Origin of the sequence: Pedobacter superstes (assembly GCF_037622515.1) — a bacterium.
In the GTDB taxonomy this organism is placed as follows: Bacteria; Bacteroidota; Bacteroidia; order Sphingobacteriales; family Sphingobacteriaceae; genus Paradesertivirga; species Paradesertivirga superstes.
Genome location: NZ_JBBJCN010000001.1, coordinates 671,444 through 689,372, shown reverse-complemented (window position 1 = coordinate 689,372; position 17,929 = coordinate 671,444). Strand labels below are relative to the sequence as shown.

16 protein-coding genes are annotated in these 17,929 nt (G+C 39.5%); 13 read left to right on the top strand and 3 right to left on the bottom strand.

All coding sequences use genetic code 11. From position 1 onward, the window contains the following. The first annotated feature begins 18 nt into the window (after positions 1 to 18). From WG906_RS03205 to WG906_RS03145, 13 genes are all read left to right on the top strand, one after another. Complete coding sequence (locus WG906_RS03205) at positions 19 to 270, top strand: hypothetical protein (protein WP_339991076.1); 252 nt, start codon at positions 19 to 21, stop codon at positions 268 to 270. Positions 271 to 281: 11 nt separating this feature from the next. Beyond that, the gene (locus tag WG906_RS03200; protein WP_339991075.1) at positions 282 to 620 is read left to right on the top strand and encodes a DUF4134 domain-containing protein; all 339 of its coding nucleotides are present in this window, start codon (positions 282 to 284) and stop codon (positions 618 to 620) included. 2 nt (positions 621 to 622) lie between these two features. Then, on the top strand, positions 623 to 958 hold the full coding sequence (locus WG906_RS03195; RefSeq protein WP_339991074.1) for a DUF4133 domain-containing protein: 336 nt from the start codon (positions 623 to 625) through the stop codon (positions 956 to 958). Position 959: 1 nt separating this feature from the next. Next, positions 960 to 3,449, top strand: coding sequence for a TraG family conjugative transposon ATPase (locus WG906_RS03190; protein WP_339991073.1), 2,490 nt, complete (start codon positions 960 to 962; stop codon positions 3,447 to 3,449). 16 nt (positions 3,450 to 3,465) lie between these two features. Then, positions 3,466 to 4,158 carry a conjugal transfer protein TraI gene (locus tag WG906_RS03185; protein WP_339991072.1) on the top strand — a complete coding sequence of 231 codons (693 nt, stop codon included), beginning with the start codon at positions 3,466 to 3,468 and terminating at the stop codon, positions 4,156 to 4,158. Position 4,159: 1 nt separating this feature from the next. Further along, entirely contained in the window at positions 4,160 to 4,786 is a 627-nt protein-coding gene (locus WG906_RS03180; protein ID WP_339991071.1) for a hypothetical protein, read from the top strand. Positions 4,787 to 4,792: 6 nt separating this feature from the next. After that, positions 4,793 to 5,419 (top strand): TerB family tellurite resistance protein, encoded by a 627-nt coding sequence (locus WG906_RS03175; RefSeq protein ID WP_339991070.1) that lies wholly within the window; start codon positions 4,793 to 4,795, stop codon positions 5,417 to 5,419. Between the two features lie 9 nt (positions 5,420 to 5,428). After that, positions 5,429 to 6,640: a conjugative transposon protein TraJ gene (traJ, locus tag WG906_RS03170; RefSeq protein WP_431844445.1), complete on the top strand. Its 1,212-nt coding sequence runs from the start codon at positions 5,429 to 5,431 to the stop codon at positions 6,638 to 6,640. A gap of 18 nt (positions 6,641 to 6,658) precedes the next feature. Then, positions 6,659 to 7,276, top strand: coding sequence for a conjugative transposon protein TraK (traK, locus tag WG906_RS03165; RefSeq protein ID WP_339991069.1), 618 nt, complete (start codon positions 6,659 to 6,661; stop codon positions 7,274 to 7,276). A gap of 255 nt (positions 7,277 to 7,531) precedes the next feature. Next, positions 7,532 to 8,698, top strand: a complete 1,167-nt coding sequence (gene traM, locus WG906_RS03160) for a conjugative transposon protein TraM (RefSeq protein ID WP_339991068.1) — start codon at positions 7,532 to 7,534, stop codon at positions 8,696 to 8,698. 10 nt (positions 8,699 to 8,708) lie between these two features. After that, positions 8,709 to 9,224 (top strand): DUF4138 domain-containing protein, encoded by a 516-nt coding sequence (locus tag WG906_RS03155; protein WP_339991067.1) that lies wholly within the window; start codon positions 8,709 to 8,711, stop codon positions 9,222 to 9,224. A gap of 6 nt (positions 9,225 to 9,230) precedes the next feature. Next, positions 9,231 to 10,271: a hypothetical protein gene (locus WG906_RS03150; protein WP_339991066.1), complete on the top strand. Its 1,041-nt coding sequence runs from the start codon at positions 9,231 to 9,233 to the stop codon at positions 10,269 to 10,271. Positions 10,272 to 10,359: 88 nt separating this feature from the next. Continuing rightward, positions 10,360 to 10,881 carry a hypothetical protein gene (locus WG906_RS03145; protein ID WP_339991065.1) on the top strand — a complete coding sequence of 174 codons (522 nt, stop codon included), beginning with the start codon at positions 10,360 to 10,362 and terminating at the stop codon, positions 10,879 to 10,881. A gap of 258 nt (positions 10,882 to 11,139) precedes the next feature. On the opposite strand, the gene WG906_RS03140 is transcribed toward WG906_RS03145, so the two are convergent. From WG906_RS03140 to WG906_RS03130, 3 genes are all read right to left on the bottom strand, one after another. Continuing rightward, complete coding sequence (locus WG906_RS03140) at positions 11,140 to 13,542, bottom strand: hypothetical protein (RefSeq protein WP_339991064.1); 2,403 nt, start codon at positions 13,540 to 13,542, stop codon at positions 11,140 to 11,142. A 744-nt stretch (positions 13,543 to 14,286) separates the two neighbouring features. Then, positions 14,287 to 16,692, bottom strand: a complete 2,406-nt coding sequence (locus tag WG906_RS03135; protein WP_339991063.1) for a carboxypeptidase-like regulatory domain-containing protein — start codon at positions 16,690 to 16,692, stop codon at positions 14,287 to 14,289. Between the two features lie 1,028 nt (positions 16,693 to 17,720). Beyond that, a complete protein-coding gene (locus WG906_RS03130) occupies positions 17,721 to 17,918 on the bottom strand; it encodes a hypothetical protein (protein WP_339991062.1) in 198 nt (65 codons plus the stop codon). Positions 17,919 to 17,929 lie beyond the last annotated feature (11 nt).

Genomic DNA, 17,929 nt, shown 5'->3' with positions numbered 1-17,929 from the left:
AATCTAAAACGTAGCAAAATGTTATCATCAATCTCATGGCAGCACTACCTGCTGCTCGTTTCCAGCCTCACATCCGCCTACTATGCAGTAGTGATTTCCCTCTACTACAAAGGGGAATTGCTTTCATTTTTTTCTGAGAAGCAAGAACTGTCGGAATCGGAACCCCGGTCTGAGCATTCAATTCTTGGAGAAGCTAGAGAAATTAGCAACTCTGTTGCTGCGGAGGAACTGCAATTCAGTTCAGAAAGCAGCGAATTCATTCACCATTAATTCTCACCCTTATGAAAAGCAACGAATTAAAGCGCGCAAATACTTACAGTAAGTATATCCTTGCGGGAATCCCAACCGTAGCACTCATCCTTGTTTCTATAAGCCTTTTTGCCCAGGATGGTAACGCTGGCATCAACGAGGCCACCACTAAAGTTAAAAGCTACTTCGATACTGGCACAGACTTAATGTATGCAATAGGCGCAGTTGTCGGGCTCGTTGGAGCTATTAAGGTTTACCAGAAATGGAATAGTGGAGACCACGACACCGGCAAGGTGGCATCTGCTTGGTTCGGCAGTTGTGTGTTCTTGGTGATCGTCGCCACAGTTCTTCAATCATTTTTCGGGATATAGTCATGGCCATCATCTATCATATCAATAAGGGCGTAAACAAACCCATCGAGTTTAAAGGACTCAAAGCCCAATACATCTCTTACTTGGCGATTGGCTTGGTTATTCTTCTTATTTTTTTTGCCTCTATGTATATCGTGGGCGTCAATTTGTTTGTCTGCATAATTGTGATTTTTACTTGTGGTATAATGCTATTTGTGTCGGCCTTTCGCCTCAGCAATAAATATGGGCAATATGGTCTTTTGAAAAAGGCAGCAAAGAGATACATCCCAATATCCATCAAGGTAAGATCTCGAACGATGTTCATTCATCTGTCAGGCTCAAGAAAGATAAGGAGGTAATATGGCTAGTGAAATTCAAATAGAAAAAATGCTTCCCGTCTATAAAGTGGAGAATAACTCCATTCTCTCACTATTCGGCGACATCACAGTAGCTTATGAAGTTTCGCTTCCGGAAATATTTACGCTTTCTGTTAGCGAGTATGAAGCCTTTCACCAAGCATGGGTAAAAGCTATAAGAGTGCTTCCAAAACATAGCTGTTTTCACAAACAGGACTGGTTTAATGAAGATTCATATCAAGCGGACTTTATCAGCAAAGCTGAAGCTGGTGATACAAAGTCCGGGTTTCTTTCAGGCGCAAGTGAACGCTTCTTTCATGAGCGTCCATTCCTTAAACATCATTGCTATATCTATCTAACCAGGAAACCTGAGGGCAGGCGTATTTCGAACTCTGCTGTTTCAAATCTTTTTAGACGCTCAATCGTTCCTGCACAATCCTTAAGATCAAGCTTTATTCAGGATTTTACCGATAAAGCAAATCAATTTGAAAGGATCTTAGCGGACAGTGGTTTTATCAACCTACGAAGGTTGACGGTTGATGAGTTAACAGGCACAAAAGAGAAGACAGGGTTATTAGAACGATACACTTTTCTACTTGGAGAAGCTGAACAGTCGACAATACGAGACATCCATTTAAAAGATGAGATAAAGATCGGCACTCAGCATTGCCAACTATTCACACTATCAGACACCGAGCATGTACCGGCAATTTGTGGTTCAAGGATTAATTACGATAAGTACAGTACTGACCGTTCGAAATGTAGTATCGGATTTGCTTCCTCATTAGGACAACTCCTTAGCTGCAATCACATTTTCAACCAGTACATTTTTATCGACGATGCTGCAAAGACTTTGAAAAGGCTAGAGGCCAAAAGGTTGCGCTTACAATCCCTTTCAGCGTATTCCCGAGAAAACGCAATAAGCCGGGATGCTACACAGGATTTCTTAAATGAAGCAATAAGTCAACAACGGTTACCCGTGAAGGCACATTTCAATGTGTTAGCCTGGACCGATAATGCAGAGCAAAAGAAAGAATTAAGAACGCTTGTGTCTTCTGCGATGGCTCAAATGGATGCAGTCTCCAAACAAGAGACGGATGGCGCTCCTCAAATCTGGTGGGCTGGGCTACCAGGGAATGAAGCCGACTTCCCGATGAATGATACCTTCGATACCTTTGCTGAGCAGGCTTGCTGTTTCCTAAATCTGGAAACGAATTACAAATCCTCAATAAGTCCTTTTGGGATTCGCATTGGTGACCGGTTAACAGGTAAACCCATTCATGTCGACATATCCGACGAACCCATGAAGCTGGGTATCTGCACCAATCGCAACAAGTTTATTCTTGGTCCGTCCGGCTCTGGGAAATCTTTCTTCACCAATCATATGGTGAGGAGCTACTATGAACAGGGAACACATATACTGCTTGTAGATGTTGGTCACAGCTATAAGGGACTTTGCGATTTAGTTGGCGGGTATTACTTTACCTATAATGAAACAAATCCTATCCGGTTCAATCCTTTTTATATCACTGGCGGCGACACTCTTGATACTGAGAAAAAGGAAAGCCTTAAAAGCCTGATCCTGGCTCTCTGGAAAAAAGAGGATGAAGTTTTGGAAAGACCAGAGTACGTTGCATTATCTACTGCACTCCAGGGTTATTATGAAAAGCTTAATAGAGATACTTTCTTGTTTCCTTGCTTCAATACATTTTATGATTATCTCAAAACTGACTTTGCAGAGCAGCTTAAAGCAGATAATGTAAAGGAGAAGCATTTTGACCTGGATAATTTGCTCTATGTCCTCAAGCCATTTTATAAAGACGGTGAATTTGGTTATCTGCTCAACGCAACTGAAAACCTTGAACTACTAAGTGAGCGGTTTATAGTCTTTGAGCTCGATAACATCAAGGATCATCCTATTCTTTTCCCTGTTGTAACCCTCATCATCATGGAAACCTTTATCAGCAAAATGAGGAAGCTTAAGGGTGTCCGAAAGATGATATTGATAGAGGAGGCGTGGAAAGCTATCGCTAAAGAAGGGATGGCTGAGTACATCAAATACCTGTTCAAAACAGTAAGAAAGTTCTTTGGTGAAGCAGTTGTAGTTACTCAAGAAGTTGAGGATATCATTAGTTCTCCGGTCGTAAAGGAAACAATCATCAACAATTCAGACTGCAAGATTCTGTTAGACCAATCCAAGTACCAAAACAAGTTTGATTTAATTCAGGATTTGTTGGGTCTGACTGAAAAAGAAAAGGTCCAAATTCTATCTATAAACAAAGCAAATGATCCAAAAAGGAAGTATAAAGAGGTTTTCATCAGCTTGGGTGGACAGCTCAGCAAAGTTTACCGTACTGAAGTTAGCCTGGAAGAATACCTTACCTACACGACTGAAGAAAGCGAAAAACTAAAAGTCCAGCAGTATACCGAAAAGTATGGAAGTATTCAGAAAGCCATTTCTGTACTAGCCAAAGAATCTCAACCAATCCAATAACATTAAAAAATTCACTATGAAAAAGCTCATGATTTTAATGCCAGCCAGCATGATTGTGCTGATGGTTTCCATACCAGTAGATCACGCAAACGCCCAGGTTGCAGTATTGGAAGTAATAAAAGCCGGAGTAAAAAAAGTAATTAAGGCAGTTGATTTAAAAATTCAGAGGATGCAGAATGAGACCATTTGGCTTCAAAATGCCCAAAAAGTGATGGAGAATCAGCTCTCTAAACTAAAGCTAACTGAAATATCTGATTGGACTGAAAAGCAAAGAGAATTGTATGCGAAATATTATACCGACTTGTGGAAGGTAAAAGCTACGATTTCATATTATCAGCGGATAAAAGAAATCACCAGCAAGCAGGTGTATCTGGTAGAGGAGTATCGAAAAGCATGGTACTTAGCCAGGCAGGATAAAAACTTTACACCAAGAGAATTGGAGTATATGTATACTGTTTATACCGGTATTCTAAATGAAAGTGCTAAGAATCTCGACCAGATTCTGCTCATTGTTAATTCCTTTAAAACTCAAATGACCGATGCTAAAAGGCTGGAATTAATAAATCAGGCAGCAAACCGGATAGACGAAAATTATACTGATTTGATTCAATTCAATGCTCAAAATCATTTATTGAGTTTACAACGCTCCAGAGCTCAAAAACAGATTAAATCAGTTCAAAGAATTTACGAAATACAAGAAGCCGATTAATATGAAAGCCCATCTAATATTATTGCTCCTGTTGCTATCAGGGATGACAAAGGCGCAGACTTGGAATGAGATTATTAATCAAAAAGAAACCCAAAAGAAATACATCCTTCAGCAATTGGCTGCTTTAAAACTGTATGCTGGCTTATTAAAAGATGGTTATACGGCAGTTAACAAAGGTTTAAATTCAATTAAGGAATTTACAAAAGGGGAATTGAATCTGCACACCGTCTTTATTAATTCCTTAAAAGTGGTAAATCCAATAGTATCGAAAAACTGGAAAGTTGCTGAAATTATTTCTCTGCAATCAGCCATAAGGAAAAATTTTAAGGAGAGTAGTAAACTGGAAATGTCACAGGGTGAAGGCAGCTATTTGGAAAGTGTCCGGTTAAAGGTATTCGAGGAATGCTCAAATGATATGGAGGAATTACTTCTTGTAATCTCTTCCGGTAAGCTTGAAATGAAGGATGATGAACGCATAAGCCGGATTGACAATCTATATGAAAGTATGAAAGACAAGTACCAATTTACTGAGTCTTTTCTAAGTCAGGTAAAACTGCTTAATCTTCAAAAAGAACGGGAAGAAAAGAATGCCAATACATCCAAAAGAAACTACCAACTCAATAATTAAATAGCTATGAAAAGGATATGGATTTTATTGCTGGTGATTGGAACGAGTTCCATCGCTAAAGCACAATCGGCGGAGGTCCAACAATTATTACTCAATTATGAAAAGCTGAAACAGCTAAAGAATATACTTTCCGATATGAAGATAGGGTATCAGATCGTCAGCAAGGGTTATACAACAATCAAAAATATTTCTGAAGGTAATTTCAATTTACACGATGCCTTTATAAACGGACTTTTAACGGTCAGTCCGGAGATAAGAAATTACAAACGTGTTGCCGATATCATTACTTATCAAAAAAATATTGTCAAAGAATATAAGACAGCCTTTAACAGATTTAAGCAGAGCGAAATCCTCTCGCCAAATGAAATGGAGTACTTAGGAAATGTTTACCAGAACCTGTTTAAACAAAGCCTCCGAAATCTGGACGAATTGGCAACTGTAATCACATCCTCAAAATTAAGCATGAGCGATAATGAACGGTTGGAGGCTATAGATCGGATTTTTGCTGACACAGAAGACAAGCTCCTATTCCTCCGGGATTTCAACAAAAGGACTAATATCCTTGTGATCCAAAGAAGCCGTGAACAACATAGTATTGAAACGTCAGAAAAGCTCTATCTACTAAACGAGTAAACTAAAATCATGAATAGATTAAGATTTTTAATCATCATCTCGATGATTACAGGGATTTTCTTGCCTGAAAATTTGTTTGCGCAAGGCGTTTCAGGGGATGTTCAGGGGCTTCAATCTGTATTGGATCAGGTTTATAAAGATATGATTCCACTATGCAGTAAGCTCATTAGTGTTGCCAGGGGAATAGCCGGTTTTGGAGCTTTGTGGTACATCGCTTCAAGGGTATGGCGACAGATTGCAGCAGCAGAGCCGATCGAGTTTTATCCGCTGCTTCGCCCATTCGGTTTAGGTATCGCGATACTGCTATTTCCTGCGGTCTTGTCATTAATGAATGGAGTGTTGCAGCCCATTGTTGCAGCAACAGGTGGAATGGTTAAAGATTCAAATAAAGCAATAGCAACACTACTAAAACAAAAGTCAGAAGCTGTTAAAAATTCCAGAACCTGGCAAATGTATGTGGGCGAAGATGGTAGCGGAGATCGGGAGAAATGGTATAAATACACTCAAACGAAAGAAACATCCGGTACCGGGGAAGGTATGTTTGAGAGCCTTGGAAATGATCTGAAATTCTGGATGGATAAGCAGTCGTATAACTTTCGAAACTCCATTAAGCAATGGATGAGTGAAATGTTACAAGTGCTTTTTGAGGCGGCCGCTTTATGTATAAACACTATCCGAACCTTCTATCTCATTGTGCTTGCTATTCTTGGTCCACTGGTATTTGGCTTTGCAGTTTTTGATGGCTTTCAGCATACGCTAACAGTATGGATAGCCAGATATGTGAATGTCTTTCTATGGTTGCCTGTCTCAAATATTTTCGGATCAATCTTAGGTAAGATTCAAGAGAATATGCTCAAGATCGACATATCACAAGTGCAGACATCGGGAGATACATTCTTTAGTTCAACTGATACAGCCTACCTGATTTTTATGGTGATTGGAATTGTTGGGTATTTCACCGTACCTGGGGTTGCCAACTATATTGTTCATGCCGGAGGTGGAAACGCCCTGCTTCAAAAAGTAAACACCATCGTTAGCAATTCTTCTGGTAGCGCAATTTCATCCATGTCTTCAAATTCCGGAATGATGGCAGATGCTCTGGGTGATCAAAGGGGCAGAATGGCCCAGGGTATGTCAGGATTCGCAAACTCATCAGGCTACTTCAACAACGGAAAAGAAAGTTCATCCAATTTTCAACGCGATAGATTATCAGGTAATTAACCTTAAAGGAAAAAAATCATGTTTAAACAACTCACAAATATAGATACAGCATTTAAGCATATCAAAGCTTTCAGTATAGCAATGATTATTGTCTGTTTGCTGTTATCAGGCTTCTCTCTTGTAAAAAGTTATCAGGCGATAGAAGCAGCTCAAAGTCGCATTTATATTTTAGCAAACGGTAAACTTTTGGAAGCTCTGTCATCGAGCAGAAAAGACAATATACAGGTAGAAGCTAAAGACCATATCAAAGTATTTCACCAGTATTTCTTTTCACTGGACCCAGATGATCAGGTGATACAAACGAACGTATGTAAGGCATTGTATCTCGCAGACCAATCTGCAAAAGCTCAATATGATAACCTGAAGGAAAATGGATATTATTCAAATTTAATTTCTGCCAATATCAGCCAGGAAATATCTGTTGACAGCGTCCAATTAGACGTTAATCAATATCCGTATTTTTTTAAGTGCTTTTCCATACAAAAGTTAGTGCGAGCGACATCTACCACAACTCGAAAGCTATTGACCGAAGGTTATTTAAGAAGTGTTAGCAGGTCAGATAATAACCCTCATGGATTTCTGATAGAGAGATGGAAAACGGTAAGCAACCAGGATACCATCCTTCAAAATCAATAGCTATGATGTTCAAATCGAATCCTAAGGAGAAAAATTTTATCCCAACGCAGGACGCTTTGGCAAGTGGTATAGCAAACCGGATTATTTGCGGTCAGAGCAAAATTGCAAACTTTTTAAATAGTAGAACGGCTCACTTTTCAAAGATTCAAAAGAAGATTTTGCTCATCGCGATAAGCGCATTTTTCGGAGGAATAAGCCTTTACCTCATTTTTAATGCAATTAATTAAATCATCTATTTAAACTAAAATTCAAATTATGGAAAATCAAAAATCAGCGGAAACGCTACAAAGGAGAAAGTTCCTGATGGTATTGCCATTATTAGTTATTCCTTTTTTAACAATGGCATTTTGGGCTTTGGGGGGTGGTAAAGCAGATGCTTCAGGAAAAGTAGTTGCTGAAACTAAAAAGGGTTTTAACACGGATCTTCCGGCGGCTAAATTCAGCCCTGATGATAAGCAGGATAAGTTTAGTATTTATGAAACCTCGGCGAAAGAATCTGAAAAGGACGAAACATTAAATCAGGCTGCCAATCAGCAATTAACATTCTCATCAAATTCTGATGCTTATACAGATCCGAATGAACAAAAAATCAATGAAAAGCTAGCTCTGATTAACACCGAACTAAACAGGCAGGCCACATCTGTTCCACGCAATTATCAATCACAAAAATATAGTTCTCGTACGTCTAATATGGGAGCAGATGTTAACCGGCTGGAAGAATTAATACAAAATCTGCAAGCTGGAAACGGCAGTGATCAGGAAATGGCTCAACTAAATGCCATCCTAGAAAAAATCCTGGACATTCAGCATCCCGGAAGAGCCAGGGGAAAATTGAAAGAGAATTCGGGTAATCGTTCAAATGGATCTTATCCGGTCCAAGTTGTGGATGGTTCCGAAGGTAATAAAGGCTTGTATTCGCTGGCTCAAGGTCTAAATACTAAATACACTACAACCAGAAGCAATTCGATACAAGCCGTGATACATCAAGATCAGGATATTGTATCTGGTTCAGTTGTGAAATTACGGCTAATAGATAGTGTTTATGTAAGCGGTACCCTTATTCCTAAAAACGAATTTATTTATGGGATGGCTATGGTAGATGGAGAACGCCTTAAAGTTGAAGTTGCGACACTTCGGTTCAAAAACTCTATCCTTCCTGTTTCTCTCTCCGCTTTTGATCTGGACGGATTAGAAGGCCTTTATATTCCTGGAGCCATTACCCGGGATGCTTCAAAAAAGGGTGTTGACGATGTTATTCAAAGTTTACAAATCATGACAATGGATCCATCTGTGTCTGCCCAGGTTGCGGGAGCAGGAATTCAGGCTGCTAAAGGGCTCTTCAGTAAAAAAGTCAAACAGATAAGAGTCAAGGTGAAAGCTGGTTATCGGCTATTGCTCAGAGATAATAATCAACGAAACTAAACAATAAGCTATGAAAATCTTAAAGTTCCTTACCGCTTTCATCGTGCTGTCTTTGCAGATAGTTGCATCTGCGCAATCCCCTGCCACTTCTCCAAAATCTTTAATGGCTCAAAAGATTGCAGGAGCAACTAACTTTCAAGGTATTGATAATGATAAAAGCGGCAAAGTAAAATCCAAATTAGGAAAGATTACCATTTCCGATGATAATCTTTTTGTTAAGCTAAAAATAAAGAATCGCTCTACTCTCAACTTTGATATAGATTTTATTAGGTTCTATGTCCGGGATTTAAAAACTGCATCGAGGACTGTAACCCAGGAACAGGAAATATACCCTGTTTCCTCTTATGGACCTGAACAGGAAACTGTGGCAGGAAAAAGCTCTGAAGTGTATGTTTTTGCTTTAAAGAAGTTCCCCCTGGCAAAAGATAAAGCCTTATTCATAGAAGTTTATGAAAGGAATGGAGGAAGACATCAGTATTTAAAGGCAAAGCAGACGGATATCGAAAACGCGGATCCCATCAAATGAATCACTATGATAATTTCAGAGGAAAAGGGCAATGAGATACTTGCTTTCTTGGAAAACGAAGCAGCCTTAGGTAAAAGATGGGTAGTATTTGATGGAGGATCAGTAATCAAAAATACAACCGACTTGAACTGCTTCAAAAGAGAGTTTGATGCATCTCAGTATGCTCATGATTATACAACCAGTTATGAAATGATGGTAAAAGAAGCTCTTAAAACTGCTCTTAAAGCCATTTATGAGAAACTATTAAACAACAAACATATGAATACACAAAATTTAGAATTCTTGCAGTCCAATTTAAAGTATTTTGGGTTCGGTGAAAAACTTAATGATGCCTTGGAAAGCCATATTCAGGAGCAAAAGCCAGCATTTCAACTTAATGTCGAAATCCCTCAATGGAATAAAAAGATGAGTTATGCGCTTCATTTTAAAAAATCCGATTCCTCTGACATGTATTTCTTTAATCGCTACGATGCAACCTTGCAAAATGGCAAGCCGGAAGAAGATAAAAAGCAATCCTTTTATGTGAATAAGGGAAATGGTATCACCGCTAAAGAGTCTTTTAACTTGTTAGAAGGCCGCTCGGTATTCAAAGATTTGGTAAATAAGGAGGGAGAAAGATACAGTGCATGGTTAAAGCTCGACTTTGAAAATCCTGATGATAAAGGTAATTTTAAAATGAAGCAGTTTACAGCACAATACGGTTATAATCTTGAGAAAACCTTAGCTAACTTTCCTATTAAGGATTTAGCTGATCCTGAACAAAAAGACAAACTGATTAGCTCATTGGAAAAGGGCAATGCTCAGCAAGTTACTATTTCTAAAGAGGGTAAGGATGCTAAGTTTTACATTGAAGCTGTCCCTCAATTCAAAAATATTAATATTTATGACCAGAAAATGCATATGGTTAAAAGAGAAGACCTTCAACAGTCTAATGAGCAAACTGTAACAGCGAATCAAAAGCCGGTAAAGAAGCAAGATCAAAAAAGCGATGCTGAAGAGGAACACCCCAAGCAAAAACAACCCAGAAAGCGAAAAATGTCTATATGATTAATGAGCAGCTCTTAACGGAGCTGCTTTTTTTTAATTTGATTTCAGAGCATAGAGAATTTATCTAAATTTAAATAAACCTATTATTATGAAAAATCTATTGAATTTTCTGCTTGCAATTTTTGTTTTTGCCTCTTGTTCGTCCGAGCAAAAGCTCGATCGGGACCAAGCCTTTAAAATCCTTCAAGAAAACAAGATGTTTCCAAAAGTTATTGAGGAAGAGATTTATATTGCAGATCCTGAAGATGCCAAAAAGATGCTCGACCTAGGATTGCAGAACGATGGCTTGGTAAGAGTTCAACAGACACAAAGTGCCAATGATGTAGGCAAACCCCTAATCTCATTTACTGAAAAAGCACAACCATACTTATTGCCACAAACAGATGAAGACAAAAAGAATAATGTCCAACGAGTGAGGATACGAGAGGAGGTATTGGAGGGCGTTTCAGGGATTCAAACGATAGAAGAGGGGAAACAAGCATTGGTTCAATATGAAACGAGTTTTAAGAATAGTACTCCATTTTCTAAAATATCAAAAATACACCCATCAGCGAAAAATACTCATGAAGCTAATCTTTTATTGTATGACGATGGTTGGAGGATGGAATAATAGCATTCTATACACAACTCTAGCAGAGTATATATCCATTCCGAATTCATACAATATATTATAATGTGGATTGTTCCAAACAAAATGTTACCTGTGGATTAAACAGAATGTTCCTTTTTTCAAAAAATAAATAGTGGTGTAATGCTGGTACCAGGAGATAGGTAATATCATCGTTTTTTGAGACTAACGATTATAATTTGCGATGTGCGTGTCGCCACCGGAATATGTCGAATCGCGGGTGCTCCGGGAAATGATGAATCATTTCAAGGAAAATACAGCTGAACCGTAAAGGGGGCTTAAGTCATTTACATTAATTCCCTGAGCTATAATTATAAAATCACCGATCATATCAGAGCTGAAAAAACTAATGCTGTTGGTTCCATTTTTCGGAGTTCCGGTGTTGGGTCTCCAGAATATAGTAGTCCCTGTTTTAGGCTCTGCCTCTGGATGGCTTTCAAAATCAGGTGCAAAAAACATATGGGGTTTAGCAATGCTCTTAAAGTGATAGTCGTCGCACCCGTAATAAACAGCTGTAGAGCCCCAGCGATAAAGATATTTTTTGCCAATTTCAGGAGTGATGCTTCCCGGAGAGGTACGAGTGTGATCATTCGGACAATTTAGTATGTTCGATGAACATACAAAATCGGTACAGCTCTCTTCCTGGAAATCCTGAGCGGGCGCTTTCGCGCCGATTTTTACTTCCTTTAAGCGTATGGCTTTTCTGAACGATCCATTAACTGTAACAGGATTAAACTTGACGAAGGAAGTTGCCAGAATGGGTGAATTCAATAGCCCGCTTGTCAGTACTTTTTTATCAAAAGTTCGATCGTGAGTGAAGTACATAATATTGCAATTTTCCCGAAATTCTCCGGACTCTCTGATCAACCACTCATCAGTATCATCGATTATAAGTTGTTCGGGCGGAATTGAAAAGGTTTGATTTTCTGCCACAGGGATTAATGTAGCAACAGCATTGTTAAGGGTAGATAATTTGAGATACTCTACATCGAATTTTTTCTTGGTTTTTTGAAAAACTGCCCCAAAAACGCCGCCGGTATTCGGAAATATTTCTGGGTGCCCCTTAGAAACATAAGTCGTTATTTTCTGCCAGTCGTTCCACCACCGCCTCGTGATGAGCAGATCGTCAATCTCTCTTTCAGACATGGTTGATACGAACGGTGCGAGGTTGCCTTTTACAGCTTTGTAATACAACGAGTGGAGAATAGTACGAAAAGTGCGCGGGTCAATACTGTTTTTTTCAACTACCGCCACCGAAAGATTCGAGGCCACCGGGCTGCCTGTGTTATCGCTGGCATTGAATGTAACCGTCACTTTTTTCCGGGTACCATACATTTTAGCATCTGTCTTTATTTCTAGGTGATGTTCGTTGTTTGGGCGGTTAAAGAAAATGCGTTCGGCACGCAGCTGTCCGGATTGATCAAAAAGTGCCAGGCTTAGCAGGCTTTCAGGTATACTGTCGTTTGAGAAGGTGATTGTTGTTGAATCATCCTTCGGAAGACTTATTTTTTTACTTAGAATAATCTTATTTCCCGAGCGAAGAACAGCTAATGCGTTTCCCGCCTCGTTGATGTTTTTTATCGTGGCGGTCACTTCATTGGGTACTTTACGAACAGTAAGGCTATAGCCGGCTGTTTCTACCCTGCTCCTGAATTCATAAGATTTCTTTTTTCCGCCGTACGCAGTTTCCAACCGGTAATTCGAAGCAGTCCGGGGACTGAAAATAATGGTTGCGTAGCCCTGTTTGTTGGTAGTGACCTTATAAAGTTCAGAGTTTCCGTCGAACAAGGTTATTGCCGTGCTCACGGGGTTTCCATTCACGTCCACTGCCTCGAGTATCACCTTGCTCTGTGACCCATTTATCAGATGCCCACCTTCAGGATAGAGATTTATCGTTAGCTTATTTCCTTCATGAGGTAAATTCAGGACTAACTCTGCATATTCTTTATCGTCTTTGAAATTTGCCTTGAATCTTAAAGTTTTATCATCAGCAAGCTGGGGGTACGTAAAATTCACTGTTGCTTCTCCGAATAAGTCGGTAGAAACCTTGCCTGATTTTAATATCTTTTCCCCCTCCAGTAATTGGTAAGTCCCTTTAACATACTTAAGTAGCTTAATGCCCTCTTTTATCTGAATGGCTATTTGAACGTTACTGCCCCTTACTAATTTTGTGGTGTCTTTAACAAAAGCGTTTGCTTCAAGCCGCCTTTCAGAATCCCGCCTGATTGTAATCGGCTGTTCAAATACGTCGCGTTCGTTGAAATTTATCATCCGGTCGGTATATGCATACAGGGTGTAACTACCTTCCTTAATTGCTGGAGGTATGATTAGATCTCCATGAGCCCTTATGTCGTACATCATAAACTGCCGCCGTAGTACAATTTTGTTGTTATGGTCGGTTAGCCGCACGTATAGCACCTGATTGTCGATCCTATCGCCCGAAAGGACATATGCTTTAAACCAAATGGTATCTGTTTGTAAGTAATTTACTTTGTCGAGATGCAGATATAGGTTGGTTGAAGGGTTTTCTTTCAAATAAATACCTAGACGGGCTCCTAACTTATCTGCTAGTTCTTCAGGATAAAAGGAAATAAACAAAGAAGAAAGAAGGATGAGTGTGAGGACGGTTTTAAAACGATTCATTGCGGGCCTTAGAGATAAGGTAGGTTTGGAACTGTTGATGTACAAGTTTAATTAAACTTATACACTTTTCAAATCAATTTAAAGCCGCTGCTCTTGCAATTTGCAATCACTGTTGTCCGGTAAGAATCGAATCTCGCTTTGCAACTGGTTATTCATACTATCGTTTTTTGAGATTAAGCTGCTCGGATATTGTCAGAATACTGCCGGTTGCTATCGGATCATATAGCGGGGTGAATATTCGGAACCCCATTTCCTTTAGCTTATCAGACCATAGCGCTCTAATAAAAGCCATTTCTCGATCCCCTGTAAGCCTTTGCTCTGTTTCTTTTTCTTCACGCGACACGCCGTCGTTCCTGATCACCACTTCTTTTAAGTTGATTTACTTTCGGCTTCAGATAGAACTTCACTGTTTCATTTGCAGAATAATTTATTACAGTTTCTGAATGATACCCGATACAACTTACTATTAAAGGAATTTTGGCGTCCAATACCTTGAGTTTGAATCTCCCTATAACATCAGTGATGGCAGATGCGAGCGAGCCCCTTATAATAGACGGTGGCGTTGGCAACGACGCTATCAGTACCTTCGCGGTAAACCACACCACTAAGTGTTTGCGCTTCCAACCACAGTGGTAAGAAGAAAAAAAAGCCGGCAATTATTCGTATCACGGTGTGACTATATACTTGAATCTAATTAAAGGTAATAAGAGATTGAAAGTAAATATATACTGAAATCCTAAAAAGCTATTTGACATGATATACCAAGCTTCCCACACAAGGAGTACCATTGTCCGTTATTCCTTCGGCTACTATCCGCACGGGGGTCTTAGGGTCAGCGTTAAAAAAATTTATTGTCGCTTCGCCGTTTTCGTCAGTAATGATGTTGGGTTGCCAGTGAATGGTAGTACGTAAATCTGGCTTGGAAGTCATTTGGTCGTAATTAGGTGCAAAAAAAACTCGTGCATCATCGTATCCGGTGACTTCAGCCTGTAGTCGGTCATATTCTCTTTTCTCAAAAGCATTGGGGTCGATGGTGAGATAAATCACCCAAAAATCTTCTGTTTTGGTTGAAGGATTATCGAGCCTGGTTCCAATCATGTGCTTGATCACAATTTTTTTCACTTTGCTTACTGGCATGTTCAAGTACTGGTCATAGAAAGCCGATCTGATTTCCACATCTTTATCGTCGAACCGCAACTCTTTGTTGTTTACTATTAATCTGGGATAGTGCAACGCTCCAGCATATACCCAGCCCAGATAGTTGCCGGCGTCGGCAGATGCTGAAGAATAATGCAATAAATAATGCCTCAAATTTGCATGATCGTAATCCTTTGGATCAACATTGAATACCTCGTCCTTATAACCAAAGCTGTTAAGTATAGCATTACTCAGTCTAATGGTTGATTTTGCCCTGATCTGAACATCGTTAAGCCTAATCGTGTCTGAAAGGCTGAATCTATCAACCTGATTTTTTCTTACTAACGCTCTTTCTCGAAAAACTTCATTTTTTTTCAATAAGGTATTACTTTCCGACAATCGGAAGCTTTTAACAGCTAAGGTGTTAGTGGACAAAGAGTCCATCATTACCCAGCCATTCTTTGCCCCTTTAACATCCCTTGATGTCAGCGTTATCAGCTGCTTCCCATATAGCTGCACTGCGTCGAAATAGTACCTACCTATGCTGTCTGTCGTCGTCGAAAACAAGCGATCCCCTTTCGCCCCAAAAGCTGAAAGCGTAACATTCGCCCCTATAACAGGTTTGTCCTTCGATACTTCACGTACTTTCCCGGAAATTGTTATTCCTTGTTCAAGCGGATAGCTGATGTGCAAAGATGAGTCGGCCAAACGCTTCCAAACAAAATCTCTCCGTCCCTGCACAGATAATAATAAATCGAGCTGTTCAAGTCTCTTTGAGTTGGCTTCATTGAAGTAACGGAATATATTTTCGATACGCCCTTTCAGTTCTGATTCCAGGTGAAAATAAGATAATATATTACCTGCATTGTCAGGCACTATACCTGCGTCGGCGACAGCTATAGACAAATTTACTTTTGCCGGCCGGTTATTCTGGTCGGTTGCCTTTAATGTAAGTTTTACTTTCTCTTTGGATTGATAGCTTAACTTGTCAGTGCTAATAGTGAGTGTAATCTTTTCCGGACCTTCATTATATACCAGCCTTTCACAGTGTGGTTTACCGAAAGGATCGTAAAGCGTAAGGGCAATTATTCCTACAGGCAGTGAGGACTTGGAGATCGTAATGGGAATTTCTAAGTCTTTCAATGGAAACGCGTGCGTAAAGCAAATCTTTCCCTTGCTTTTCCCGATTAGAATAAGCTGTTTATCTTTTAAATCGTTCAAGGTTATGGCATTAGTCCGGATGGACACTTTCAGCAAAGAGTCAGTTATCCGAGCATACATCGAAAAGCCTCTGATCTGCCCTTGTGGAATTGGAACAACAAACCCTTCCCCGGTGCTGTACGTTCCCCTTGCTTCATAACTTGTCGCCGGCTGCGCAACTAATACGAAACGGCCCAATCCTAAACTATCAGATTGAAATTCAGTGACTTTATCTCCACCGTTGGAATAAATGCTTCCACTTGCAAGAATTCCGTTCCCGTTTCTGTCTTCGGTCTTGAAACCAACAATAGTCGGCACACCCTCAATAGCCGAGTCGCCCTCTTGCAGAAACGTAATCCTGTTTGAATATTTCGTCGCGCCGGTTGCCGCAGAGCTAGCGTTCAAAAATGAAGTTTGTATTTTTCCATAATCCGGTTTTGTTGGCGCCAGTTCGAGGTTCCTAACTATTTGAATTCGCTTTTCGAAAACTAAATTGTCGCCAAAGTTCCTCATCCAGCTAGTGTAGGCTTTAAGCCGGTAGGTTCCAGGGCTTATGGAATCACCTAGGCTAAAAACTCCATTTCCCACCCCATTATTAACGCGAATCAACCGTCTTTCTGAAATTTTTGCTTCTGAATTAATTAATTCGACGTACAGGTTGTTGCTTGAACCTGAAAGCTGATGGTTCTGCCCATTTACCAGATATGCTTTAAACCAGATGTTGTCACCAGCCACGTAATGCTCCCGGTCAGTATGCAGGTAAACTTTCTCAAAAAAGAGTTTTGTCGAATTTTGGGCAGAAGCTGATTTCACCGAACCAAAATATAAGAGGTGACAAATAAAGAAAGCTAACAAATTTGATCGCATAACTGATTAGGTTAATAAGACTTGAGAATTTTATCATGATCTACTATTTTGAGCCAATTACAATGCCTGAGGTTGATTTATAGGTTGAACCAAAATTTCGCTTCAAAACCTTACACTTTCAAGCTTGCACTTAAAGATATTAGAAACCGCCAAACTTTCAAAATTATCAAAACTGGCATCGCTAGACGTATTTGGTAGCCTTAGCTTTTTTAAACTCAATTAAAAGGTCGTTTGTAAACATTTTATATTTCTCGAATCTGAAGTATTTACGCAACGTGTCAATTCATTTTCCTATCGTTTTTTGAGACAAAAGAAACTATGACGAAGCATGATAGTTAAACAGCCTCCCAATATTTTAAAGCTTTAGGCCAACCAATATTCCTACCCTCCCGTCTATAAACCCCTGCTGTTTTTCTTTGCCAGAGTAATCTCTCTCAAAAATATATTTACCATACCCCGCTCCCCCAAATACCTCCAAATTTAAGTATCGTGAATCTGCCATTTGAAAACCTAACAACAAACCAGAGGAGATGCCTTTACCATGAAAATCTCGGGCACTTATCGAAACAAATCCGGTATGATCTATATATCCCTCTCTTTGAACTTTCTTGTCAATATACCTGATATATGGGCCGACGTATAGCTCTTCAAATAAAAAGTATTTATATCAAGAATAGCGGTTTTAAATTGATACTGACTGCTATGTAAATATTTGTTAAAGTTTCCAGATGAGCCATATACTTGGAAAGCAAGTTTTGGGGCATACTGATAACTCAACGAAGCAGATGGGCCTGAAACTGCCAGGTTAAGCAGGTTCGTACTTACGGAGAACCTTTTGATTTGAGAAAATACAGAAATTGATAAACACAATAAAATGGTTAGTAAAATATTGGTTTTCATGTCTGCTCTATTAAATATTAATGCTTAAAGATAACGATATATCATAGTCAATGTACCATCGTTTTATGAGACTGCTATTTTAAAAAATATAGGTTTATCAACCAGGTGGAGCCATTTGCAGCAGTTGGCTCAACCCATTTGAAAATATAGTCAATGTCAAATGATAGTTCGTAAGGTCTGCCGAAAGCGATACCGTAAATCGAGCTGTCGTGCCAACCCATGTTGTCGAAGTCCTGTTCGGTCCAAATCTGATTTTCGAGGTCGTATTGCACTAAATATGTTT